Here is a 24,270-nt window from a genome sequence, read left to right on the forward strand (position 1 = left end):
GGTCTATCCCACCGGATGCCGGTGATAGGCGGAGTATTGGCCCGTGACGTGGTGCTCCAGCTGGCGCTCGATATCCGCGAGAAGGGTGGACGCGCCAATCCTGAAGAGATCGGGTTCCAGCCAGTCCCGTCCGAGTTCTTCCCGGACGATCGTCTGATGCTGGAGAAGGCCTTTGGTCGTCGAAATGCCCCCGGCGGCCTTGTATCCGACCCGGTACCCGGTTCTGATCCAGTGCTCTCGGATCGCCCGAAGCATCACCAGACTCACCTGCGGCGTGGCGTTGACCGCTTCCTTCCCGGTCGAAGTCTTGATGAAATCAGCTCCCGCCATCATGCAGACGTGGGAGGCCCGGGCGACATTCCTCAACGTCTGTAGGTCGCCCGTGGCGATGATCGCCTTGAGATGCGCGCCCCGGCTGGCGGCGCGAAAGTCGCGCACTTCGTCATATAGCGCCGCCCAGTGGCCCGTCAGAACGTGCTCGCGCGTGATGACGATGTCGATTTCGCGAGCGCCGTCCGCGACGGACGCCTCGATCTCGCGCAACTTGAGCTCATGGGGCGAAAGGCCGGCCGGAAAGCCGGTCGAGACTGCGGCGACGGGGATGCCGCTTCCCCGAAGGGCGTCCACCGCCGTTGGGACGAACCGGTGATAGACGCAGACCGCCCCCGCCGCGATCTGGCGGCCCTCCATGCCGAGCGCGCCCAGAATGTCGGGCCGGACAGGGAACCGGGCCTTCGCGCAGAGGCGTCGAACGCGCTCGGGCGTGTCGTCGCCCGACAAGGTCGTCAGGTCCAGACAGGTCACGGCCTTGAGAAGCCATGCGGCTTGGGCGTGGTGTTTCAGCGCCCGGCGTCCTGGGAGGCTCTGAACGCGACGCTCAACCGCCGACCAGTTGACCCGGACTCGCTCCAGCACGCCCAGATCGAGACCGGTCGGCACGTTCCGATCCGGACGTTCCTGGTCGTTGCCGACGGGAGCACATGCAGACCCTCCCCGTGGGATCGCCTCCCCGTCCAGCGCCCTCGCCTGGTTGATCACATGCCCCCCTCCCGACAGCTGCTCTCGTGGTGACGGGAACCGACTGACCAGGAATGTTATATACCTAACATCTATCGACACTTTTCTTACATGCCAGGGTTGGCGTCAACCCCGTATCCCGACTCCAACGGCCGCGGAATCGACCCCAAATCCCGCCAGATAGGCTCTGCGGCGAGAAAACAGGCCGATCCTTCGCGCGGTCAGGGCCCTCGGCAGAGGTGTAAAGTATGTAACATAACTGCGAGACGAGCCGACGATCGAGGCGGCCGGCGAGCCCGAACCCGTGTTCCTCGTTGGCCGCGACCATTGAAGTGCGCGATCGGGTGACGGGGATGGGCCACGGCAAGCGCACTGCGGTTCATCGATGACCTGGGGACGACCTGGGAGAGCGGCGAGGACCGCCCGCGGCTTCAGCCCTGGCGAGCCGGTTCGCATGCGACCCCAAAGGGATCCAGGTCCCGGACCCTGAGGATCACAAGCCGGCCTGCCGGAGAAATCTGACCGTCGAGGCAGCCCACAGGCGACACCTTCTGCCCGACGTAGAGGCGCGGCGATCAACAGGAGCAACCACGGCCTCGGGCGCCCCACTCCCTGACTTGGCGCCGCTCGCGCCACAGGAAGCGTGGTCGAGGCGGAGGCTACCCTTGCGACACCCCCAACGGGCCGCTGCTTTCACGCTTCGAGGTCCCGGACGTCGAAGTTTGGCCAAGTTCGCGGCGTTCTGGCGGCGTCGCCTTGATCCAGAACACGTCGGCCTGCCTTCGCCCCCGGGGGCGCCATGGATCGCTCTACGCGCACCTGCCCCTTCGGCGCGTCCGCGCGCGCGACAGCATCACCGCCGGCTTTGAACACCCGCAGCCTCGGCGCCCGACATTGGCTGCCTGGCTTGGTTCTGGAGGGCCGTCCTGTCGACCTTGCCGATGGGGAGCAGCGGCAGATCGCGCTTGATGACGAAGCGTTTGGGGACCTTGTAGTTGGCGAGCCGTTCCCGACACCAGGCCTCGAGATCCTCGGGCTTCAGGTCGGCGCCTGTCCGCGGGACCACATAGGCGACGCCGATCTCTTGCCAGGTGGCGTCCGGGATCGATACGACGGCCGCGAGCGCCACGGCCGCGTGGCTCTCGATCGCGACCTCCACTTCCCGGGGATAGACGTTGTACCCACCCGACTTGAACATCTCAGTCAACCGTCCGACGATCCTGTAGCGGCCGTCGGGACGCCTGACACCGAGATCGCCGGTGCGGAAGAATCCGTCAGGGGTGAAGGCCGCGACCGTCGCGGCCGGGTTTTGCCAGTAGCCGAGCAGGTTGTATTTGGAGCGCGCCTGAATCTCACCCTCCTGGCCGTCAGCGACCGGGCGACCCGCGTCGTCGGCGAGGCGGACTTCCACACCTGGAAAAGGCTCGCCCACCGTCTCGCTGAGAAGCCCCAGGTCGCAGGTAGGCTCCAAGACCGTGATCGCGCTCGTCGTTTCGGTCATGCCGTAGTTCGTGGCCAGCCGTGGGGTGATCCCCGCGAGCCGCCGGATCATCTCCTCGGGCATGGCCGCGCCCTCCCAGATGATGATCTCCACGTGGGACAGGTCGTAACGCCCAAAGGTTGGAACCTGCATCTGGAGGGAGAAGACGCTCGGAACCGACGCCCAGACCGTAATCTTTTCACGTTCAATCAGCTCAAGGCTGCTCTGGGCGTCGAAGTGCTCCATGAAATGGAGTTCGCCGCCGCCAGCCAGCGTGGGCATCGAAATGTCGACGATCGATCCAACGTGATTGATCGGAAGGAAATTGAGGGATCGATAGGTCGCGACAGGCCAGATGCGGTTCTGCTCGACACTGAAGGACGAGATGCCCTCGTGATGTAGGAGCGCGCCCTTGGGTTTGCCGGTGGAGCCGGACGTATAGACAATCAGGCAGGGATCTCTCCCACCGCAGGCCAACCTTGCGCCGGCAAGGGTCGCGTCCGGAACATCCTCGCCCTCCAACAGGAAGCTCGCGAGGCTCACCGCGCCCGGCGCTGTAGGGTCGCCGTCGAACACGACCACCCGCTCCAGTCCCGCCGTCGCAGCGAGCGCGGCGATCTCTTCGCCATAGGCCCGGTCGCCGATGGTCGTGCGGCTCAGGAGGACCTTGGGCTTCGCATCCGAAACCGCGTGGCGCAACTCCTCGAGGCGGTACTTGGGATTGAGGCCAAGCCAGATGCCGCCAATGGACGCGGTGGCGAGGAAAGCGACGATGAACTGGGGATGGGGGGTCTGCAGCGTGGCGACGCGATCACCCTTGGCGACCCCCGCGTTCAACAGAGACCGGGCAAGCCTGTCAACCTGCTCGGCCAGATCCGAATAGGTCAGGCGATCTCCGCCGAGGACGAGAGCGACCGCCGAAGGGGTTCGGCCGGCGATCCAGTCGATATAGTCACTGACACGCGGAAGGACGGGCGGGGACAGACTCACGTTGCGGGCTCCAAGGCGCGGCGTGACAGGCCAGCCGAACGAAGGTTGTGGAGAGAGACCAGGCACAGAGCGCCTGGCGCGACGGTGAGGAAGATCACCACCGCGACGGTCATGTGACCTCCTGCCGAGGCCAGAGCCAGGCCGGTCAGGGCCGGGCCAAATGCAAGGCCGAGCTTCTCCCCAGAGGTCCAGACCCCCGTGAAGGTGGCCTCGGCCTGAGCGCCGGCATCTCCGTGGATCAGGTGCGCCACCAGCGTGAACGGCAGCACTTGGAGGCCGCCGAAGGGCAAGCCGATGAGGGCGAACGCCACCAGCTCGCCCCCCCAGGGAGCTCCGGCGAGCGCCCCGACGCCCAGCAGTGCGGTCACCAGACCGAAGGCGAGCGTCGCGCCCACATAGGCTCTGGCCTCTCCGATGCGGCGGGCGAGCGCCGTCCAGAACGGCACCGAGACGATCGTGGCGAGCAACATCGCTCCCATGGCCAGGCCGGTGTCCCCCTCTGGCCGGGAGAAAATGGCGACAACCAGATATGGCGCAGCCGACGTCACAAGACCCACGGCGGTGAGCTGGAGCACATAGGCCGCCAGCAGATTGCGGAAACGGCTGTTCTGCAGCGCCGCCTTCATCTGCGCCGTCAGGCCAGGACGCCGCACCGAGACGGAAGGCCGCTCCCTTGGCTGATCACGTCCAGCCATCATCAGGAAGGGCGGCGCCATCGCCAGCCCACATGCCGCGGCTATGACCAGCGCCATGACGGCGTAGCCCGCCCGTCCGCCTCCACCGGCCTCCACGATCAGAGGCGCGGCGCTTGCGCCGGCCAGCACGCCCACCATGGCCACAACGATCCGCCAGGCGACGAGCCTGGCTCGGCTGGCCTCGTCCTCTCCGATCTCCGCGGGTATCGCGATGTAGGGCACGGCGAAGATCGAGTAGAGCGCGGCCAAGGCGAAATAGCAGCACCCCACCCATGCGACCTCCCCCCATCCTGGCAACACCGGCGGGGTGAAGAGGGCGACGAAGGCCACCACGACGCCGATAGCGCCCACGGCCAGGAATGGCCGCCGGCGGCCCAGGGGCGAAACGCTGCCGTCGGACCAGGATCCGACCAGAGGATCCCAGAAGATCGCCCAGGCCTTGGGAATGAAGACAATCGCCGCGGCCCATCCGGGCGGGATCTTGAGCGTCTCCGTACAGAAGTAGAGGAGGAGCACCGTAGGGACCGTGGAAAACACGCCCGTGCCGAACGAGCCGGACGCATAGGCGGCCGAAGCGGCGGCTCCGATCGCTTTCACGACCTGGCCTCGGCCCCGGCGACGGGCTCCGGAGGCATCCAGATTGAGAGCCAGTCAGCCACAAGCGCCGGGCGGTCGCCGCCCTCGATCTCGATGGTGCATCCGAACGTCGTGATCCAGCGCTCCTTGTCGTCCTGCCGCCGGCTGAGCGTGGTGAAGCGGCCTCGGATGCGGGCGCCCGCCGGCACGGGAGAGACCAGTCTGAGGCGATCGAACCCATAGTTGAGATAATGCCCCATGGTCGATGGATCGCGATGGGAACTGGTGTGCATGGCGTCGAAAAGCAGATGGGTCAGCAGGGACACGGTGAGGAACCCGAAGGCGATAGCGCCTCCATAGGGACCGTTGGCGGCCGCCCAGTGCGGATCGATGTGCATCGGGTCGGGGTCGCGGGTCACCGCCCCAAACGCATCGATCATCTCCTGGGTGACCACGAGCCAATCCGAAGTCCCGATATCGTCCCCCGCCTCGAGGGAGGAGAGCACATCCTGCGTGACGGCCTCAGTCATCCGATCTAGTCTCTCCATTCTATGATCTTGAGCCCAACCTCAACTTGAGCCTGACCTCAATTTTTGGGTTGCGTCAAGAACGATCGTCAGAGGGACCTCGTGAGCGCACTCGAACCGTCATTCGTCGAACATCTGAAGCATCAGTTCGCCACGGCGCCGCCCGCCAAGCGCGGACTTCGGACGCGCCAGCGGCTGGTGATCGCTGCCGCCCAGGTCCTGGAGCAGAAGGGCTATCACGCCCTCAGGGTGACCGATGTGTCCGACGCGGCCGGCGTCGCAGAGGCTTCGTTCTACGTCTACTTCCGCGACAAGAAGGACATAACGATCCAGGTGCTCACCTTGCTGCTGGACGAGTATTTCGGCGTGGAATCACAGGACGCGGAACACGCCTCGGTCTTCGGCAAGATCCAATTGGCCAACCGGGGATGGATCGCCATGTGCCGCGCGAACGCTGGCCTCATGCGCTGCATTCTGCAGGTGGGCGATGACATTCCGGAGTTCTATCGACTCGCTCAGAGGGCCAATCGCACCTGGTACGAGCGGGTGGCGCAGAGCGTCAGCCGCCATAGGCCCGAGCAGGGAATCAATCCGGCGGCACTTCACCTGGCCTATATGCTCGGCGCGATGGCTGATGAGATCGTACGCAAGCTCATCATCTATCCCGACCCGGACTACCTCGCCCTGCTCGAACAGACGGGTATGAACGACGAGGCGGTCGCAGACGCCATGAGCCTGGTGTGGATGCATGTCCTTTACCCGGGCGTCCCGATCGGAGAGGCGTCGCTCCACGACGCGGCCGTCGAGCTGGCCCACACCGCGCTCCCCCGACTGTTGTTGACGCGAGAGGCGGCCGCCGGCGGCTGAGGCCTGCGGCGTGTCCCTGACGGCCCGCCCTACTGCTGACGCCGTCCAGGTCGGTCCACGCCACCCCGTATCGAGGACAGGCCGGCGCGGGCCGTCATGATACCGGAATGGGTCCAGTCCCAGTCAGTCGCGCCAGGGTCGCGTGGTCAGGGCCAGTCCGCTGCCCTCGCCGCCCCCGAACCTCAAGGTGAACCGCTCCGCGCCGGCCTTGGGATAACGGCGGAAGGTGTCGGCGTCGGCGCCGGCGATGGCGAGCCGCAACCGGTGCCCCTTCCTGACGAGGGCCGCGACCGGGAACATCGCGAACTCCACGACCGCTGTTTCCCCAGGGTTCATGGGCTGTGCGTCGGCCCGAGCGTAACTGTGGGGGGCGGGCCCCTGATCATATGGGAGGCTGGCGGGGTCCGCGGGCCGCCGGTGGACGGCGCGGATCTGGCCCTCGGTCAGGTAGCTTACACGCCCCTCCGGAGAGACGTCCTCCAGGTAGGCGAAGAACACGGGATCGTCGGTCTCGGTGGCCACGCTCAGGCGCACCACCGGCGTTCCGGCCACCTCGACGTCCGCGGTCATGGGCTTGGTGTCGAACACGATGAGCTTGTGGTCCTCGGCCCTCCGATCGGCGTAGGCCGGCGGGGTCCCGAACTGTGTCGACCAACGGGTCTGCTTTCCGGTCGTGGCGGTGAAGTCGACCTCCCGCGAGACCGATCCGACCGCGGCGGCGCCTTCATGGAGCGCGCCATCGGCGCCAAGGGCCAGGAATTGGGGGGCGACGCCCTCGGGCGGCCACGCGGTCGTCTGCTTGAACCGTCCGGCGCCCATTACGTAGTAGTTGATCTTCCGCTCGACCTTCACGCCGGCTCGGAGTCGCTCGGCAAACTCGAGGTTGATCTTGAACTGCTCCTCTGGAGAGGGCGTTGGCTCGACCGCACCGGGCCGCAGGGGATCAGCTCCCTTGCGATGGGTGTGGTCGTTGGCGGTGATCCAAACCTCCATGGAGACCTCGGGCGCGCTGCGGAAGCGGGCCAGGGCCGCCTCGGCCGTTCCGCCGTCGACCCAGGACCCCCAGTACTGGACCGGTTTGCGCTGGAGTCGGATATCGTCGATGGCCGAGGCCGGCGAGAGGTCGAAGAGCGCAAATCCGTTGCGCCCCTTATCGTCGCGGAACTCGGCCTGGTAATAGTCCTCCGGACCCCAGTGGAGACGGCCAGCAATCGCTTGACGCAATAAGCGGAAGTCCACGTCGCCGTCGACCGGCTGAAGCGTCGGAAACAGCTTGGGGCAATCTTCGAGCCGCACGGCGCAATCCAGTGTCTTGCCCTCACCGTCCCTGCCCAGGTCGATATTGCGAGCCTCCCGGCCCCATCCGTTCAGCATGAAGTCGTTCGACACCCCGCCCGGCATGAACAGGTGCAGGTAGACGTCGAAGTCCGTCTCGCGCGCTATCGCCCCCAGCAGCGGGGTGGGGCGGCTGGTGGCCCAGTCGGCCGTATCGGCCATGTAGGAGACGCCGGCGGCGATCACCTGGCCGTTCGACCACGGCAGCAGACGCAGGTGATCGACGAGCTCGTCCATGTCACGGACCTCGTCGGGCCCGATCTCGGTGTTCCTCGCGCCGAACGAGGCCGTGGAGCCGCGAGTGTCTACCACCGCCACGACGTAACCCGCCTCGCGCCAGCGCTGATAGTCCCGCGCCTGCGAGTAGGCGAAATGGATGGCGCGACCGTAGCGGGTCTGGATGAGGATCGCAGGCGCCTTCGCGCCAGGGACCTGTCCGCCAGGATAGTACAGACTGACCGCCAGGCGCACGCCATCGCGCATGGGCAGGTAGTAGGAACTGTCACTCCAGCCGAACGGGCGCTCGGGCGGGGCGGCCTCGCAGCCTCCCCCCGCCAGCGCGCCGAGCAAGGCCGCCGCGGCCATGGCCGCGATCCTGGCGGATCCGACACTCACCTCAGTAGCTCAGCTTCAACTCGAGCCCGAATGTCCTCGGCTCGTTGAGCGCGATGAACTTCTGGGCGACGAAGCCGAGTCCCGAGAGGTCGAAGAGCCGCTGCTTCACCACCTCATCAGCGAGGTTCTTGCCCCAGAGGGATAGGCGGATCCGGCCATCCGGGTCCTGCCAGCTGATCCGAGCGTCGACGAGACCATAGGGTTTCACCTTACCGTCCTGTTGATTGTCGGGCGTGAGGTACGAGGTTCCTCGGCCGATGTACTCTCCATAGAAAGTCAGCTCCCCATAGCGAGTCTCCAAGCGGTATTCCGCGTTGAGGTCGAACGTATAGCTCGGCGACTGGGGGATGCGGCGGAGCGGCTGGCCGGAGGGAAGGACGCCCTCGTCGTACTCAGCCTCTTGGATAGCGAGGCTCGCCCCGAGCGTCCACGGCGGTGCGGGTCGCGCCTGCACCTCCAGCTCCAGGCCCTGGCTGTGAGCCGCACCGGCGTTCAGGATGACCGGGTCGAAGATCGGCGTCGCGGGATTGTCCGCCGTGATCTGGATATCCGTCCACTCCATGCGGTAGAGGGCGGCGTTCAGGGTCACCCGACGATCGAGCAACTCAGATTTCAGGCCCGCCTCGTAGTTCCAGAGCCGCTCGGGATTGAAGGAGATTCCGTTTGCGTCGCCCAAGGCGTCGTTGAATCCTCCACTCTTGAAGCCCTTGCTCGCCGTCGCATAGGCGAGGACCGCCGGGGTGAAGCGATAGCGAAGGTTGAAGCTGGGCGTCACCTCGGACCAGCTGTCAGCGGCCGTGATGGCCGCGTCGCCGCCCAGGAGATCGATTGGGTCGGTCTGGATATAGTCGATGGACTTCTTATCGCGGGTGTAGCGGGCCCCAGCGGTCACATCCACACGATCATTGATCTTCCAGGTGCCGCTGGCGAAGGCGGCAAGACTCCGGGTGGCGAGCTTGCCGTTCGAGCCGACCTGCAATCCGGCCAGGGAGGGGGCTCCGAGCAGATTTGCCAGGCCTCCCCCGATCTCCACGAAGCTGAGATTTCTCGAGCTCTGTCGGAAATAGTAGAGCCCCGAGATCCAATTCACCGAGCCTGTGCTGAACTCCGCCCGCAATTCGTCGGACCATCTCCAGACGCTTTCGGGATCGCCGTCATAGAGGATGCTGAGGGGCGAGCGGTCAGTATCGGCGCGCGAAAAGTAGTCGTGGCGCCGGTAGGAGATGATGTTGGTGAGCCGCACGCCGGCGAGGCTGGTGTGGAAGTTGACCGCCGCCCCACCGCTCTTGAGGCGCTCCTCGTTCTGCTGATCTCCCTGGATCCGATAGTCGTACGGGTGGGTGTTTAGCGGCAGGCCGGAGGCGATGAGAAGTTGTGGCAGCAGGGCCGTGTCGTCGTAGCTCAGCGTCTCGTAGCCGATGGTTTCCTGATCCACCTTTCGGTAGTCGGCGGTGATCAGGAGCTCGGTGCGCTCGCCCATGTCGAAGAGGAGTTGGCCTCGGCTCGACCAGTTGTCGACCGAGTTCACACGACGGCCGAGGGTGGTGTTGAGCGTGGTTCCGTCGCGTTGCTCACGGGCCACGGAGAACTTCGCAAATAGGCGATCAGCCAGGATGGGTCCGCTGATCGACGCTCCCGCGCGGCGATAGTCGTGGTTCCCGGCCGCGAGCGTTCCCGAAGCCTTGAACGAGGCGGAAGGACGTTCGGTGGCGATGTTGATCACGCCGCCGAGCGTGTTCCGGCCGAAAAGCGTCCCCTGCGGGCCCCGCAGCACCTCCACTCGGGCGATGTCGTAAAGGTCGAGGTTCGCTCCAGCACCCTGCCCTACGAAGACCTCATCGACATAGTAGCCTACCGCCGGGTCGGAGCCGGCCGAGCCGGCGCTGCCGATGATGCCCCGCAGCGAGGTCGGCGAGAGCTTCAGGTCGCCGAAGTCGCCGTAGAGCATGCCCGGGGTCCGCAGCGCCACATCGCCGATGTCCTGGATGCCCTGCCGCTCGATGGCCGCGGCGGTGAAGGCGGTGACGGAGACCGGCGTCTCCTGGAGCCGCTCCTCGCGCCGCTGGGCGGTGACGATCACTTCTTCCAGCGCCACGCCGCTCTTGTCGTCAACGGTTTGGGCCGAGGCCGAACCGGCGCTCAGCAGCGCCGCTACGGCCGCCGCCCCCAGGTACACGCTCCGCGTCATCTAATCCCTCCCGATATTATGATATTGAGCTCAATCTCATCTTTGAGGTTGGTTGCGCGGCTTGTCAAGAACACGGTGAATCTGCCGTTTCGATGCGGGCGAGGCGTGAGGCGCCACGGCCACGTTCCCGGGCTGTGGAGCTATGGCGGCCGGTTCCGCGGCCTCCCCCCTCAGCCGCGCCAGGGCGACGTCCCGTCGCCGCAACGCCCCGACCAGGCGCTCGGCCTTGACGTGTCCAAACCCCCGGATGAGGTCAGGATAGCAGGCGACCTCCAGGACCAGGTCGCGGGTTCCTGGATTGAGCAATTCCAGGGCGGCCTCCACGGACGCCCGGTACTGGCCGACGAGCCGCCGCTCGAGGCGTCGCTCGGCCAACCCGCCGAAGGGATCGAACGGCGTGCCCCGCAGGCCCTTGAACTTCGCCAGCAGCCTGAAGACGGGCATCACCCATCCGCCCAACGTCACTTTCAGCGGCAGCCCAGAGGCGCGGTCGCGCGGTGCGAAGAGGGGCGGCGAAAGATGGAAGCTGAGTTTCAGCTCCCCCTCGAACTCGGCGCGGAGGCGGGTGGAGAAGCTCGGATCGGCCAAGAGTCGGGCGACCTCGTATTCGTCCTTATAGGCCATGAGCTTGGCCAACCCGCGGGCGACCGCTTCGGTGATCGCCTCGCCACCGGGGTCACGCGCCGTCACCAAGGAACCTACGCGCCGGACAAAGACCTCGTAGTCCGCGGCGTATCGATCGTGCTGATAGGCGGTCAGGCGCTTGGCGCGATCGGCGATGAGGGCCTCAAGGCCGGCTGGTTCGCGTTCGGCCGGCGGTGCGCGAAGCCCGGCGATCCTTGTCGGGTCGAGCACCGCCAGTCGCCCCGTGCGGAACGCCGAGAGATTCATGTCCACCGCCGCGGCGTTGAGCCTCACGGCGGCCTCAATGGACGCCGCTTTCAGGGGGATGGCGCCCAGCTGATAGGCGAAGCCTACCATGAACATGTTGGCCGCCAGGCTGTCGCCGAAGAGGTCGGCGGCCGTCCCGGCGGCGTCGACGCGATGGACTCGCGATCCTTCCCCCACCGCGCAGGCGACGGCGCTCTCCAGGGTCTGACCATCGAGCACGAAATCCGGGTCGAGCTGGAAGGCCGCGGTCGGCGTCAGACGCGTGTTCACCACCGCAATCGCCGTACCTGGGCGCAAGGTGGCCAGGGCCTCGCGATGTGCGCCCGCCACAAGGTCGCAGGCCAGGAGAAGGTCTGTCTCGCCGTCCCCAAGTCGCGCCGGCCCCAGGAACATGCCTGGGAGCCCGATGCGCAGGTGGCTGTGGACCGCTCCACCCTTCTGGGCAAGTCCGGTCATGTTGTAGGTCGAGGCGATCTTGCCCTCCAGGTGCGCCGCCATGGCGAGCACCGATCCCACCGTGATGACGCCGCTGCCGCCGATGCCCGTGACGAGGATGGCGCAGCGGTCGCCCGCGGGGACGCGTCCGGGTTCGGGAAGGCGCGCGGGATCGACCGCCGCAAGGCGAGGCGCCCGGGCCCTGGGGCGCCCGCCGGTGACGCTCACGAAGGAGGGGCAGAAACCGTCGGCGCAACTGTAGTCCTGGTTGCAGCCTGACTGGTCGATCTCCCGCTTTCGCCCCAGGGCCGTGGGGATGGGGCGCAGGCTCACGCAGTTCGAGACAGCCGAACAGTCGCCGCAGTTTTCGCAAACGGCCTCGTTGATGAACAGCCGGCGCGGGGCCTGCGACTCGAGCCCCCGCTTTCGGCGTCGCCGCTTCTCGGTCGCGCAGACCTGGCTGAAGATCACCACGGTGACGCCGGGCGTCACGCGCAAGGCCTGCTGCACGGCTTCGAGGTCGGCCCGCGGCCGGAGGTCCACGCCGGCCGGGATCGCGCGGCGATCCAGGCTCGCCATGTCGTCGCTCAGCACCACGCAGCGGCGGGCCCCTTCGGCCAGCACCTGGCGGGCGATGTCGGCGACGGAGAGGCCGCCTTCGACGGCCTGGCCGCCGGTCATGGCGACCGCGTCATTGAACAGAATCTTATAGGTGAGGTTGACCCCGGCGTTGACGGCGGCGCGAACAGCCAGCAGGCCGGAGTGCGAGTAGGTCCCATCACCGAGGTTCTGGAAGATATGCGGCCGCTTCGAGAAGCGCGAGGCGCCGATCCAATTGGCGCCCTCCCCGCCCATCTGGACGGCGGGAAGCGTCTGGCGGTTCATCCAGATCGCCATCCCGTGACATCCGATTCCGCTAAGCGCGAGGCTGCCCTCGGGCACCTTGGTCGAGCGATTGTGGGGGCAGCCTGAGCAGAAGTAGGGAAGCCGCGCTGGCAACAGCGCGCTCGATCCCGTGGCTGCGGCCGGTGCGCGTGCGGCCGCCCGCGCTGTGTCGGCGTCGAGACATCCCAGGCCGGCCAGTCGGGCGAGGAGGACTTCGGCGATCTGGGCGGGGTCGAGTTGCTCGTCGGCCGGCAAGAGGGGCGCGCCGGTCTCGTCGAACTTTCCGACCAGGCGGGGGGGATTGGCGGTGTTGATCAGGGCGGCTGCCGCCTGAACCTCGAGGAAGGCCCGCTTCTCCTCGACGACCAGCACCTCACGGCAACCGTGCGCGGCCGCCCGCAGCCCCTCCGCCTCCAGGGGCCAGATCATCCCCACCTTGTAGACGCGCAGGCCGAGCTTCGCGGCGCGCGCCTCATCGACGCCGAGCCTGGCCAGCGCCTGCATGACGTCCACATAGGCCTTACCGGCCGTGACGACGCAGAGCGCGGCCTCGGCGCTGTCGACGGCCAGGCGATCTAACCGGTTGGCCCTGGCGAAGGCCTTGGCCAACGGCAGCTTGTGGCGGGTGATCAACACCTCATCGCGCTGCGGCCCGAAGACGCCCCGGAAGTGCACCCCTTCGGCCGGCATGTCGGACATGACTGGCGCCGTCACGGTGATCCTCGCGGCGTCGAGATCCACCGTGCCCGCGCACTCCGCGGTCTCATTCACGAGTTTCAGACCCACCCAAAGCCCCGAGGCCCGCGAGAGGGCCCACCCCAGCTGGCCGAAGGTCAGGATCTCCTCGACGGACGCCGGATACAGGACCGGGATCGAGCAGGTCGACAGGGCAGGCTCGCTCTGGTGCGCCACGGTGGATGACTTGCCGGGATGGTCGTCGCCAAAGACGACCAGGACGCCGCCATTGGGCGAAACACCGGCCATGTTGCCGTGCTTGAGGGCGTCACAGGACCGGTCCACGCCCGGCCCCTTGGCGTACCAGAGGGCGAAGACCCCATCCACAGTCGGGTCGAACTGAGAGATCTGCTGGGTCCCGAGGACCGCGGTGACGGCCAGGTCCTCATTCAGACCGGGGTCCACCACCACATCTGGCAGGAGGCCGACCGCCTTGATGCGGAGAAGTTCCGCGTCCAGCCCGCCGAGGGGCGATCCGCGGTAGCCGCTCACATAGCCGGCGGTCCGCAAGCCCGCCCGGCGATCTTCCTCCCCCCGAAGCATCAGCAACCGGCCGAGCGCCTGGACCCCGCTCATGAGCACGCGCCCCGCGCGTTGTTCATAGGGATCGCTCAGGCTGACCTGGTTCATGGCCGCGTCGCTGGTCAGCACACCATTCCCTCCGAATCGAACTTCCCCGCCATGGGAACATTATATTGATATTGAGCTCACACTCAGTTTTAGTCTGAGTCAAGGCGACGGCGGTTTGCGCCAACTATCAATGGGAAGGTTTGCGAAGTGAGCATTGATCTCGATCTGCGGGGTATACGGCGGCGGGGGCTGCTGCAGGGCGCCCTCGCCGGCTCGGCGCTGCTGGGCGGGCGCGGACGGGCCTGGGCGGCGACGCCGGACCTCAAACCGGTCCATGATCAGGTCCTGCTCCACACCGATGAGTCGATCCGCCGGCTGCAGACCTGGATCCGGCAACCCTCTATCGCGGCCCAGAGCATCGGCATCGAGGCGGGTTGCGCATTGACCATCGAGCTGCTGCGGGAGGCGGGCTTCCAGTCGGTGACCCGGCATGAGACCAGCGGCCATCCGGGCATCTTCGCCACCTTGGACGCGGGCGCCCCGCGCACGGTCGGCATCTACTTCATGTACGACGTGAAACAGGTGGACGCCCGCGAGTGGACGTCGCCGCCCTTTGAGGCGGTGATCGTCGACAAGCCTGGTCTGGGCAAGGCCGTGGTGGGTCGTGGCGCGCTCGACATGAAGGGCCCCCAGGCGACCTTCCTGGCGGCGGTTCACGCCATCCGCAGCGCGGGACATCGGATGCCCGTCAATCTCGTGCTGGTGGCGGAGGGCGAGGAGGAAATCGGGTCCCCCAATCTTGCCCAGCTTGTACGCCGCCCTGAGGTGCTCGCGGGCCTCGGGCGGTGCGGCGAGGTCTGGATGCCGTTCGCCTCGCAGGACCAGGAGGGCGCCGTCGAGATCGATCTCGGGGCAAAGGGGATCATCGAGCTCGAGCTCGTGGTCTCGGGCGAGCGGTGGGGTCGTGGGCCTCGGGCGGATGTCTTCTCGGGCCTGCAGGCCGCCATCGACAGTCCCGCCTGGCGGCTGGTGCAGGCGCTCAGCACCCTCGTGTCCCCGGACGGCGCCGATCCGGCCATCGATGGTCTGTTTGAGGACGTCCGTCCGCTGTCTCCGCGACAGCGGGCGATGATCGCCGCCGCCGCCGATCGGCAGGACGAAGACCTGCTCAAGGCGCAATTCGGAGTCCGACACTGGATCCACGATCTTCCGTTCCAGGAGGCCCTGGAGCGGTTGGCGTCGGCGCCCACTGTCAACATCGAAGGCCTGGTGGCGGGCTACACCGGCCCGGGCGGCAAAACGATCCTTCCGGCGCGAGCCGTGGCCAAGATGGATCTGCGGCTGGTGCCCGACATGACCGCGAGCGGGACCTTGGCCAAGGTGAAGGCGCACCTCGCCAGGCGCGGCTATGCCGACATCGAGGTCAATATGACCGGCGGATACGATCCTACCGAGACAGCAGAGAGCGCGTTGCTCATCCGGGCCGCACAGGCGGTCTATCAGCGCCGCGGCCTCACCCCACACTTGCAGCCAAGGAGCGCGGGGTCCTGGCCGGGTTGCATTTTCACGGGCCCGCCGCTGAACAAGCCCGCCGGCCATTTTGGGCTCGGCCATGGAGGCGGACCGCACGCGGCTGACGAGTTCTATCTGCTGGAGAGCACGAAGCCGAGGATCGCGGGCATGGCGGAGGCGACCTCGGCCTATGTGGAATTCCTCTATCAGCTTGCGGCGGGCTGAATACCGACGAAGTGCCATAATCGCGTATGATCTGCTCGTGACCCACCTGGCGCGCCGCAGCCAGCCTCAGGGCTGGTCTAGCGCCATGTCAGGCCGAGACTGCCGCGCCGGCCAGTCCCGCGGCGCCGGCGATTTCGACCACCATCGAGATCAGCGCACTGGCGTCGAGGGGCTTGGTCAGGAACGCGTCGGCGCCGGCTGCCGTGGCGGCGGCCCTGTGCTCGTCGAGCGCATTGGCGGTAACCACACAGATCCAGGTGCGGGATCGGCCTGTCGCCGCTTCCCGTTCCCGTATCCTCCTGATCGCGGTAAGGCCGTCCATAACAGGCATCTGCATGTCCATGAGCACGAGGTCGAAACCCGCCGTCTCAGCGGCCTCGACCGCTTCGTGCCCGTTTTCCACGCAGGTCAGGTCCACCGGAATGGCGTCCAAGATGAACTGAACGGCCAGCCGATTTATCGGGTGGTCCTCCGCGAGGAGGATCTTCAGCGGCTGCATTGGGGGCGGGGGCGTCGGGCGGCGCAGCGGGGCCGCGGCAGCGGCGTTTGAAGCCTTCCGGAGTGGAAGCTCGAACATGAAGGTCGCGCCGCGCGCGGGAGCGGCTGTCGCCGAAATCGTCCCCCCCATGAGTGCGACCAGGGCTTTTGAGATCGCCAATCCAAGGCCAGTGCCTCCAAACTGACGCGTTATCGATCCGTCCGCCTGCTCAAACCTCTCGAACAGGGTCTCCGCGAGCTCGGGGGGAAATCCGATCCCCGTGTCCTCCACGACAAACCGCACCCGGCACGTATCGGGCTCTGCATGGACCTGGCTGACCGACAACCGGATCTCGCCTTCCTCCGTGAACTTCACGGCGTTGCTCAGGAGGTTCGACAGGACCTGGCGGATTCTGAGATCATCCCCGAGGAAATGATCGCGGACCTCGTCGGCGATGCTCATCCGAAATCCGATCGCCTTCTTCGCCGCGCTCGCGCGGAACAGGGCGAAGGTGCTGCAGATCACGGCGTTCAGATCGAAGGGTTCAGCGCGGAGCGACATGCGTCCGGCATCGGCCTTGGCCAGGTCCAGGATGTCGCTGAGCAACCCCTCCAGCGCCCGTCCCGACGTCTCGATGAGGTGGACCATTTCCCATTGCTTCGCGCTGAGCTCGGTACGCGCCAATGCGCCCGCCACGCCGAGGACACCGTTCAGCGGGGTGCGGATCTCGTGACTCATGTTCGCCAGGAACGAAGACTTGGCGTGGACCGCCTGTTCGGCAGCTTCGCGGGCCTCGATCAACCTGCGTTCGGTGGCCTTCCGCTCTGAAAGGTCCCTGATGATGGTGGTGAAGGCGAAGCCGTCTAGGGTCTCCAGCTTGGCCAGAGAGGCCTCCGCGGGAAACTCTTCGCCATTCTTGCGCAGGCCCAGGATCTCGGCCCGCTCGTGCATGCGCAAACTGCGGCACGGACGGGCGGCAAAGCCCTCGACATGACCTTGATGGTTCCGGCGCAGCCGCGGAGGGATCAGCCGATCCACATTCAGGCCGATCACCTCCTCGGCCAAGTAGCCGAACATCGATTCCGCGCCGGCCGAGAACGCCAGGATGCGCGCGGCAGGATCGGTGACCACGATCGCCTCGGGGGAGATCCTCAGCATGCTGGACAACATCTCCTGGCTGCGGCGGGAGGCGGCCTCGGCGGCGCGCAGCCCGGTCACGTCCTGGACCGCGCCCAGCATCGCCACCGGCTCGCCATCCGTCCCCCGCCGCACGACCCCTTGCTCGCGGACCGTTCGCACCGTCCCGTCGAGACGTACGATGCGGTGTTCCAGGTCGTAGTGTTCCCGCCCCTCCACCGCCCTTTGCACGGCGCGCTTCACGTCCTCCCGGTCATCGGGATGAATCCGCTCGAGGAAGGCCGGATACGACGGGATGAAAGCATTCGGCTTCAGGCCGAAGATGCGGAAAATCTGCCGCGACCAGACGATATTGCCTGTGGCGATGTCCCACTCCCAGCTGCCGGTGTCGGAGAGCCGCTGCGCTCGGTCGAAGTGCTCTGCCATCCAGGCGGAGGCCGCCTGGCTGCCGTCATGGGGTGCGTTCATGCTCCCAACCCCTGCCGTGGGCCCGGCCCGGCTTGGACCGCGCCCAACAGCGCCTCAAGGACCAGCGGGTAGCCGCCGATTTCCCAGCGCGGCTTTAGGCCAATGCGGGCATGGATTTCTCCAACCTTGGTGACAGCACGCACATATTCCTCATCGAACCGGCCGGTGGAAGTGACGCTCCAGTGGGCCAGCTGCCGGCTTTGGGGGCTGACGATGTGGGCTTGGCTCGCAAAGACCTTCCGGGTCTCAGGGCAGGCCTGGAGGTGGGCGTAGAAGGCGTCTGGCGCGGCGGGAAGCTCCCCCATGATGACACCCTCGGCCCTCTGGAGGTCGGCCTGGGCCGCGGCGTCCACCTTCATGAAGCTTAAGCGATCGTGAAGGGGGTTGCTCTGGGCCATTGGGGCCTCCTCAGTTACCTCACCCCATGGCATCGACACACCCTTAATAGAACAATAAGCATACTCTATATTTCATGCACTACATTCAATTCAATATACAAAACGATATGATCCTATATCTAAGGATATATTCAACCATAGATATGCCTTTGATGACTCCTACGGTAGAATAATTACTTGACTGGACACTCACTGCGTTCCGATTCTATGGTTTATTCGGCTAGAATGTTGTCCAGCCGTCTCTAATTTTTGCGGGATGCCGAATTGTGATTGAGAGTCCTCGGCCGTTGTGGTTCGAACCCGGCATGCCGGCAGCTCAGAAGTGACCGAAGCCCCCTTCAGCAGCATTCGCACGCTGGATCCCTCCGCCGCCTCGACGCCGTCGGTTGCCATGCAGAGCGCGCCGTTGATCGTGGAGGAGAAGCCCATCTGTCGGATGGCGCTCACCCAGATCCTGGGCGAGTGCACGCAGACCGTTCCCCCTCGTTTCGCCGCCTCGATCGATGGGGCGCTCCATCAGGTGGCCGCCTATAGGCCCGGATTTCTGCTCGTTGATCTCTTCACCATCAACTATGAGTTCAACGATCTTCGCCGCCTTCTGGCGCAATCGCCTTGGGTCGCGGCGATCGCCGTCGACGACCGGGTAAATCCGACCTTCGCGCGTCTCGCGAGGGACGCCGGCGCGAGGGGATATGCCTCCAAGGATTTCGCGCTGCCGCGCTTCCGCTCCGCGTTGCGCGCCGTCATAGAAGGCGGCGCCTATTTCCCGGCCGACATCCTTCCTGACCGGCCCCGGCCTAGGACGATACGCACAGCCGCTGGCCTGTCGGACCGGCAGTTGGAGGTGCTGAAGCAGATGGCGGTCGGAAAGACCAACCGCGAGATCGCCGAAACCCTCGGGATCACGCCCGGGACGGTTAAGCTGCACACGCACCAGATCCTGAAGCTCACGGGCGCCCGCAACCGGACGGAGGCCGCGCTGATCGCCGGCCGCTTCCTCGCCCCCGCCCGGCAGTAAGGTCCATTTGGCGAAGCTCCGGGCCGCCCCGAGGGGCCGGCGCGATATCCCCGCCGCTGTCGCCATCTCGGGCGCCGGCCGCAGGATAGACCGGACCACGCCGCGCGGCGGCCGAATATCGCCCCGCAATACGGACGACGCGGCGGGCACGTAGCCAACTGCTCGCCGCGCGGGAGAGCCCAAGACGCAGACCCCCCCGCCCCTCCCGGCTGGCCCCGTCGAGGCCCCGCCGGAATCACCGCTCATGGGCTCGGCGGCGCCTGACCGCGCGCCGGCTTGCTCCCAAGGCCACAGGGAGCCGCCCTGCGGCCGCAAGGGTCAGAGCCTGGGCGGGAACGACCTCGTCGGCCGGGTATTCGCCGGGCGCACCGCCCGGCCGACCGCACCGCCAGTTGGTGCGAGCCCGCGGCGGACCGCGACCTGTTCCACGTCGACGCCCGCATTGGGGTGCGGACGGCCTGGACCGGGCCGTGAAGGCGGCCGCGCTCAAACCCGTCGAGCTGGTTTCGCTCCGGCGTTCACTTGGGGCTCGCAGGCCCGCGTGAGGGCGAAGGGAGGATGCGGCCTCTCCGGCGGCCGGTCCCGGGCCAGGTAAGGAGTCAGAGGGACGTCGGCCAAATCTCACCTGATGATGAGCCGGCCGCCAGGGCCGTAGGACTGCTGCGATAGACACGCTCGAGCCCGACGGAGTCATCCAGAGTCTGTTTACACCATCTGACACCTCTTCACTGGTTCAAACGGACCGTTCCATTGCGAATCAGAAGCTCAAATTGGCGAGAAACGCTTCGGCGGTGCGCATAGGGTTGCAGCGCAGCACCGAGGAAAATCATGCCGGCCATCGACCTCCAATTCAGCCTGGACGACGTCTATTCGCGCGAGACGGGCCGGCTCTACATGAGCGGCATACAGGCCCTGGTGCGACTGCCCATGATGCAGAGGCGGCTCGACCGGGCGCGCGGACTGAACACCGCAGGCCTGATCTCCGGCTATCGCGGCTCCCCGCTTGGCGCCTATGACCAACACCTCTGGCGCGCGGCGCCAGCCTTGAAGGCCCACGATGTCATCTTCCAGCCCGGCCTGAACGAGGATCTTGCCGCCACGGCGCTCTGGGGGGCTCAGATGCACGCTGCCTATGGTCCCACGAGGCCCGACGGCGTGTTCGGACTCTGGTACGGTAAAGGGCCGGGCGTCGATCGCAGCGGCGATGTCTTTCGGAACGCCAATATCCTGGGGACCTCCAGCCTGGGCGGGGTTCTGGCCCTCGCCGGCGACGACCATGCCGCTCAGTCCTCGATGTTCCCGCATCAGACCGACGGCATCTTCCAGTCTGTGATGATGCCCGTGCTTCAGCCGGCTTCGGTCAGCGAGATCCTGACCCTTGGCTTGGCCGGGATAGCGCTGTCGCGCTTCGCTGGCGTCTGGGTGGCGATGAAGACCATCGCCGAGGTCGTCGAGAGTGCTGGCTCATTCGCTGCGCCGAACCCCCTGCCGAACTTCGTGACCCCCAAGGACTTCCTGGTTCCGCCGCACGGTCTGAACTGGGATCCTAAGGTCGCTTGGCCCACCGCGCGCGCCGAACTTGAGCGGCGCCTGGTGCAGGAGCGGCTGCCCGCCGCGCTCGCCTGGGTCCGGGCCAACGCGCTGGAAGGTGTGGTCCAGGACGCTCCCCGCCGGCGGTTCGTTCTTGTGACGGTGGGCAAGGCCCACCAGGACGTCATGGAAGCCTTGAACCTGCTTGGCTTGGATCGCTTCCGCGCCGAGGCCCTCGGACTCTGCATCTACAAGGTGGCGATGAGTTGGCCGCTGGAAACCGAGCGCCTCAAGATCCTCGCCGGCGAGGCCGAGGTGATGCTCGTGGTGGAGGAAAAGCGGGGCTATGTGGAGGACCAGCTCAAGTCCGCGCTTTTCCATCTGCCGGCGGGCCAGCGGCCGCAGGTGCTGGGCAAGCGTACCTCCGAGGGGGCGCCGCTCCTACCGGAGACCCTCGAATTCAGTCCGCTGATCGTGGCCCGGGCGCTGGCCCGCGTGCTGGGAGAGGCCGCCCATCCCGTCCTGCCTCGGCTCGAGGCATTGGAAGCCAGGGCAGCGAGCGCTGACCGGCGCGGTCTCGTCGAGCGCAAGCCATTCTTCTGCGCAGGCTGCCCGCACAACACCTCGACCCGGACGCCTGAGGGATCGCTCGCAGGCGGCGGCATCGGCTGCCACGTGATGGCGCTGTCCGAACCGAAGCTCAAGACTTCGACCTTCAGCCAGATGGGCGGCGAGGGCGTTCAGTGGGTAGGCGCCGCCCCTTTCGTGGACAATCCGCACATTTTCCAGAACCTCGGCGACGGGACCTATCAGCACTCCGGCATACTTGCGATACGCGCAGCCGTGGCTGCGGCGACGAATATCACCTTCAAGATCCTCTATAACGATGCGGTGGCCATGACCGGAGGTCAAACCGCCGAGGGGTCCATGGACCCGGTTCGCTTGACCCGCCAGCTCGCGGCCGAAGGGGTCGGAACCCTGGCTTTGGTATCGGACGATCCCGACAAGTGGCGGCGCGCTTCAGGTCTGGCTGTCGGCGCGCAGATCGCCCATCGCGACGAGCTTGACGCCATTCAGCGTCGGCTTCGCGAAACGCCGGGCGTCAGCGCCATCGTCTACGAACAGACGTGCGCCTCGGAATTGCGCCGCCGCCGCAAGCGCGGCGTCGCCCCAGATCCAAACCGGCGACTGATGATCAATCAACGCGTCTGCGAGGGCTGCGGCGATTGTCAGGCCCAGTCCAACTGCATCGCGGTAGAGCCGGCCGAAACGGCCTTCGGGACGAAGCGCAGGATCAATCAGAGCTCCTGCAACAAGGACTTCTCATGCGTGAAGGGATTCTGCCCCAGCTTCGTGGAGGTGGAGGGCGCGGTGCTGCGCAAGCCCGACCCTCGACGGATCGCGGTCCTGGAGGAGACGCTGTTTGCCGCCCTGCCGCTCCCGACGCGGCCGGCGGTTAGCGGCGACTTCAACGTCTTCGTGGCCGGTGTCGGCGGAAGCGGCGTCCTGACCCTGGGCGCCCTCATCGGGGCGGCCGGCCACGTGGAAGGCCTGGCGACCAGCACTCTCGATTTCACCGGGCTGGCCCAAAAGAACGGTGCTGTCACGAGCCAGGTGCGACTGGCGCCCGCCGGCCACGCCCTGCATGCCGCTCGCATCGGCCCAGGCTCGGCCGACCTTCTGCTTGCGGCCGACCTGGTCGTGGCCGTCTCCGCTGAGGCCCTGGCACGTCTGTCGGCCGATCGAACCAGGGTGGCGCTAAACCTGGACACCCCCCCAACCGCGGACGCTGTCTCCAATCCCGACGCACACGCCCCGATCGAGCTCATGACCCGCACGCTGGAAAATCAGGGCCGAGAGGTCGCGCGACTGCACGCCACGCGCCTGGCCGAAGCCGTCTTCGGCGACGCGACCACCGCCAACACCCTGCTCGTCGGCTTCGCGTGGCAGAACGGCTGGCTCCCCATCTCGGAGGCGGCCCTGCTGCGCGCCATCGAGATCAACGGTGTCGCGGTGGAGGCCAACAAGAGGGCCTTCGCCTGGGGTCGCCTCGCCGCCCATGACCCCGCCGCCGCAGAGTCCGCCGCAGGTCTGCGGGTCGAACCTCCTGCCGTCGAGACCGTGCAAGAGCTCGTCGCGCGCCTGACCCGCGATCTTGAGGCCTACCAGGACCGCCGCTACGCAACCCGGTTCGAGGCTCTGCTTGCCGAGGTCATCGGCGCCGACCACGCCAACGGCGGGGATGGGGCCCTCAGTCGCGTCGTCGCGCGCCATGCCTATCGGCTGATGGCCTACAAGGACGAGTACGAAATTGCCCGCCTCTACTGCGAGCCCGCTTTCGGGGCGAGCCTCGCGGAAGAATTCGCGGGCCAGCGGAAGCTGGGCCTCTGGCTTGCCCCGCCTCTCTTCTCGTCCGTCGATCCGGCCACCGGCCGACCGAGGAAGCGGAAGTTCGGTCCTTGGATATGGCCTGCCCTCCGGCTACTGGCGAAGTGCAAGTCCCTTCGCGGCACCTGGCTCGACCCCTTTGGACGCTCAGCCGAGCGGCGGACCGAACGGAACCTCATCGACGCCTACGAGACCGACATCCGGCGGCTTTGCGGCGAGGTTGAATCGGACTGCTACGATCACGCTATGGCTGTCGCAGGATGGCCAGTGGAGATCCGCGGCTTTGGACCGGTGAAGGACGAGGGCATACAAAGGGCGCAGGCGTCACGTCGACGGCTTTGGGAGGCGTTCGCGAAGCGCTCCAATCTTGCGGTGGAGGCAGCCTAGATCTCGACGCGGCGCAAGGTGTTCGCGCGCCGCGCGCCCTTCCAAGGGGCGGCGGCCTCCCCACCGCCCCGCCGCGCCCTCGCCAAGGTCCTGGGCGAGCCCCCTTCGGGTCCTCCCATGCGCAACATCCCCCGGCGGACGCCAAACCCAGGGGGTGGCGCCCGGCCCGAGGCGAGCCGCGGCCCGCCTGGCACACTGCGCCTCCGTTCGCCGACCTTGCATCGCCTGGTCCAGGCTCCAACCGGTCCGCCGCCGGGCCGAGACGATGAAGGTGCGCGGCCTGCGATCGGGCGGGCGCATGGGCCGGCTCCGGCCAAAGTCAGACCTCCGGTGATTCCCGCCGGATCTCGCACCGGGCGCCTGTCCAAGGTCTCAGCGAGTACTCCGCGTCACCGAACGCCTTGCGATGGTCGCCGCTGCGCGGCCGCCCATGGCGGTCGCGTTCAAGCCGGCCCGTCGACCACCCGCGCCTCAGGATAGCCGGCCGCCAGATCGGCGTGCTCGGCCTCGCGGGTCGCACGCGCGACATTCAGGCGCCTGTAGATCCGCCCGCCCGGCTCCTCTGCGGCCGTCTCGATGCGCGAAAGGTCGGTGGTCACGCCAACCACCAGGATTTCGACTGAGGTTGGCAGGGCCACCGCCACCACGAAGTTGCCGGCGACAGGCGGATGGCCTCCGCCGTCGGGCCAGAGGCGAAACCGGTATGGGCCCCCGGAGGCGCCGGTCAGGTCGATGAAATCCATGAGAAACACTCGTGAACAAGGCGAACGAGGGGGAGGCCTGAGGGAACGCCACCTGGCCTATGTTGTCACCGCCGGCTGCGGGTTTTGACATGTCGCATTTTGACCGCACGCCGTCCGCCCTCCGACTGTCCAGCGACAGTCTGATCAAGACCTGTCCGATCCGGTAGCCCGTCCGTCTCA

The 24,270-nt window shown here is 66.8% G+C and carries 14 protein-coding genes; 4 read left to right on the forward strand and 10 right to left on the reverse strand.

From position 1 onward, the window contains the following. Positions 1-3: 3 nt before the first annotated feature. From deoC to M9M90_RS13930, 4 genes are all read right to left on the reverse strand, one after another. Positions 4-939, reverse strand: coding sequence for a deoxyribose-phosphate aldolase (gene deoC, locus M9M90_RS13915; RefSeq protein WP_254833817.1), 936 nt, complete (start codon positions 937-939; stop codon positions 4-6). Positions 940-1,870: 931 nt separating this feature from the next. Further along, positions 1,871-3,487, reverse strand: coding sequence for a class I adenylate-forming enzyme family protein (locus M9M90_RS13920; RefSeq protein ID WP_254833818.1), 1,617 nt, complete (start codon positions 3,485-3,487; stop codon positions 1,871-1,873). Next, positions 3,484-4,779 carry an MFS transporter gene (locus M9M90_RS13925; RefSeq protein ID WP_254833819.1) on the reverse strand — a complete coding sequence of 432 codons (1,296 nt, stop codon included), beginning with the start codon at positions 4,777-4,779 and terminating at the stop codon, positions 3,484-3,486. Before M9M90_RS13925 ends, M9M90_RS13920 begins: the two co-directional genes overlap by 4 nt. Further along, on the reverse strand, positions 4,776-5,288 hold the full coding sequence (locus M9M90_RS13930; RefSeq protein ID WP_254833820.1) for a MaoC family dehydratase: 513 nt from the start codon (positions 5,286-5,288) through the stop codon (positions 4,776-4,778). Before M9M90_RS13930 ends, M9M90_RS13925 begins: the two co-directional genes overlap by 4 nt. Before the next feature lie 99 nt (positions 5,289-5,387). Between M9M90_RS13930 and M9M90_RS13935 the strand changes: the two genes are divergently transcribed. Further along, positions 5,388-6,152 (forward strand): TetR/AcrR family transcriptional regulator, encoded by a 765-nt coding sequence (locus M9M90_RS13935; protein ID WP_254833821.1) that lies wholly within the window; start codon positions 5,388-5,390, stop codon positions 6,150-6,152. 123 nt (positions 6,153-6,275) lie between these two features. Here the strand turns inward: M9M90_RS13935 and M9M90_RS13940 are convergent, their stop codons facing one another. The 3 genes from M9M90_RS13940 to M9M90_RS13950 are packed head-to-tail and all read right to left on the reverse strand — an operon-like array spanning position 6,276 to position 13,887. Next, positions 6,276-8,102: a CocE/NonD family hydrolase gene (locus M9M90_RS13940; protein ID WP_254833822.1), complete on the reverse strand. Its 1,827-nt coding sequence runs from the start codon at positions 8,100-8,102 to the stop codon at positions 6,276-6,278. 1 nt (position 8,103) lies between these two features. Continuing rightward, positions 8,104-10,290 (reverse strand): TonB-dependent receptor, encoded by a 2,187-nt coding sequence (locus M9M90_RS13945; RefSeq protein WP_254833823.1) that lies wholly within the window; start codon positions 10,288-10,290, stop codon positions 8,104-8,106. 36 nt (positions 10,291-10,326) lie between these two features. Further along, positions 10,327-13,887, reverse strand: coding sequence for an indolepyruvate ferredoxin oxidoreductase family protein (locus M9M90_RS13950; RefSeq protein ID WP_254833824.1), 3,561 nt, complete (start codon positions 13,885-13,887; stop codon positions 10,327-10,329). 126 nt (positions 13,888-14,013) lie between these two features. On the opposite strand from M9M90_RS13950, the gene M9M90_RS13955 reads away from it, so the two are divergent. Beyond that, the gene (locus M9M90_RS13955; protein WP_254833825.1) at positions 14,014-15,543 is read left to right on the forward strand and encodes a M20/M25/M40 family metallo-hydrolase; all 1,530 of its coding nucleotides are present in this window, start codon (positions 14,014-14,016) and stop codon (positions 15,541-15,543) included. A gap of 88 nt (positions 15,544-15,631) precedes the next feature. On the opposite strand, the gene M9M90_RS13960 is transcribed toward M9M90_RS13955, so the two are convergent. Together M9M90_RS13960 and M9M90_RS13965 are read right to left on the reverse strand one after the other, a co-directional pair. After that, positions 15,632-17,626 (reverse strand): ATP-binding protein, encoded by a 1,995-nt coding sequence (locus M9M90_RS13960; RefSeq protein WP_254833826.1) that lies wholly within the window; start codon positions 17,624-17,626, stop codon positions 15,632-15,634. Then, a complete protein-coding gene (locus M9M90_RS13965) occupies positions 17,623-18,024 on the reverse strand; it encodes a protoglobin domain-containing protein (RefSeq protein ID WP_254833827.1) in 402 nt (133 codons plus the stop codon). Before M9M90_RS13965 ends, M9M90_RS13960 begins: the two co-directional genes overlap by 4 nt. 322 nt (positions 18,025-18,346) lie before the next feature. Between M9M90_RS13965 and M9M90_RS13970 the strand changes: the two genes are divergently transcribed. Then, positions 18,347-19,042, forward strand: coding sequence for a response regulator transcription factor (locus tag M9M90_RS13970; RefSeq protein WP_254833828.1), 696 nt, complete (start codon positions 18,347-18,349; stop codon positions 19,040-19,042). A gap of 828 nt (positions 19,043-19,870) precedes the next feature. Further along, complete coding sequence (locus M9M90_RS13975; protein WP_254833829.1) at positions 19,871-23,347, forward strand: indolepyruvate ferredoxin oxidoreductase family protein; 3,477 nt, start codon at positions 19,871-19,873, stop codon at positions 23,345-23,347. Between the two features lie 443 nt (positions 23,348-23,790). Here the strand turns inward: M9M90_RS13975 and M9M90_RS13980 are convergent, their stop codons facing one another. Next, positions 23,791-24,090: a hypothetical protein gene (locus M9M90_RS13980; RefSeq protein WP_254833830.1), complete on the reverse strand. Its 300-nt coding sequence runs from the start codon at positions 24,088-24,090 to the stop codon at positions 23,791-23,793. Positions 24,091-24,270 lie beyond the last annotated feature (180 nt).

The organism is Phenylobacterium sp. LH3H17 (assembly GCF_024298925.1).
Taxonomy (GTDB): Bacteria; Pseudomonadota; Alphaproteobacteria; order Caulobacterales; family Caulobacteraceae; genus Phenylobacterium.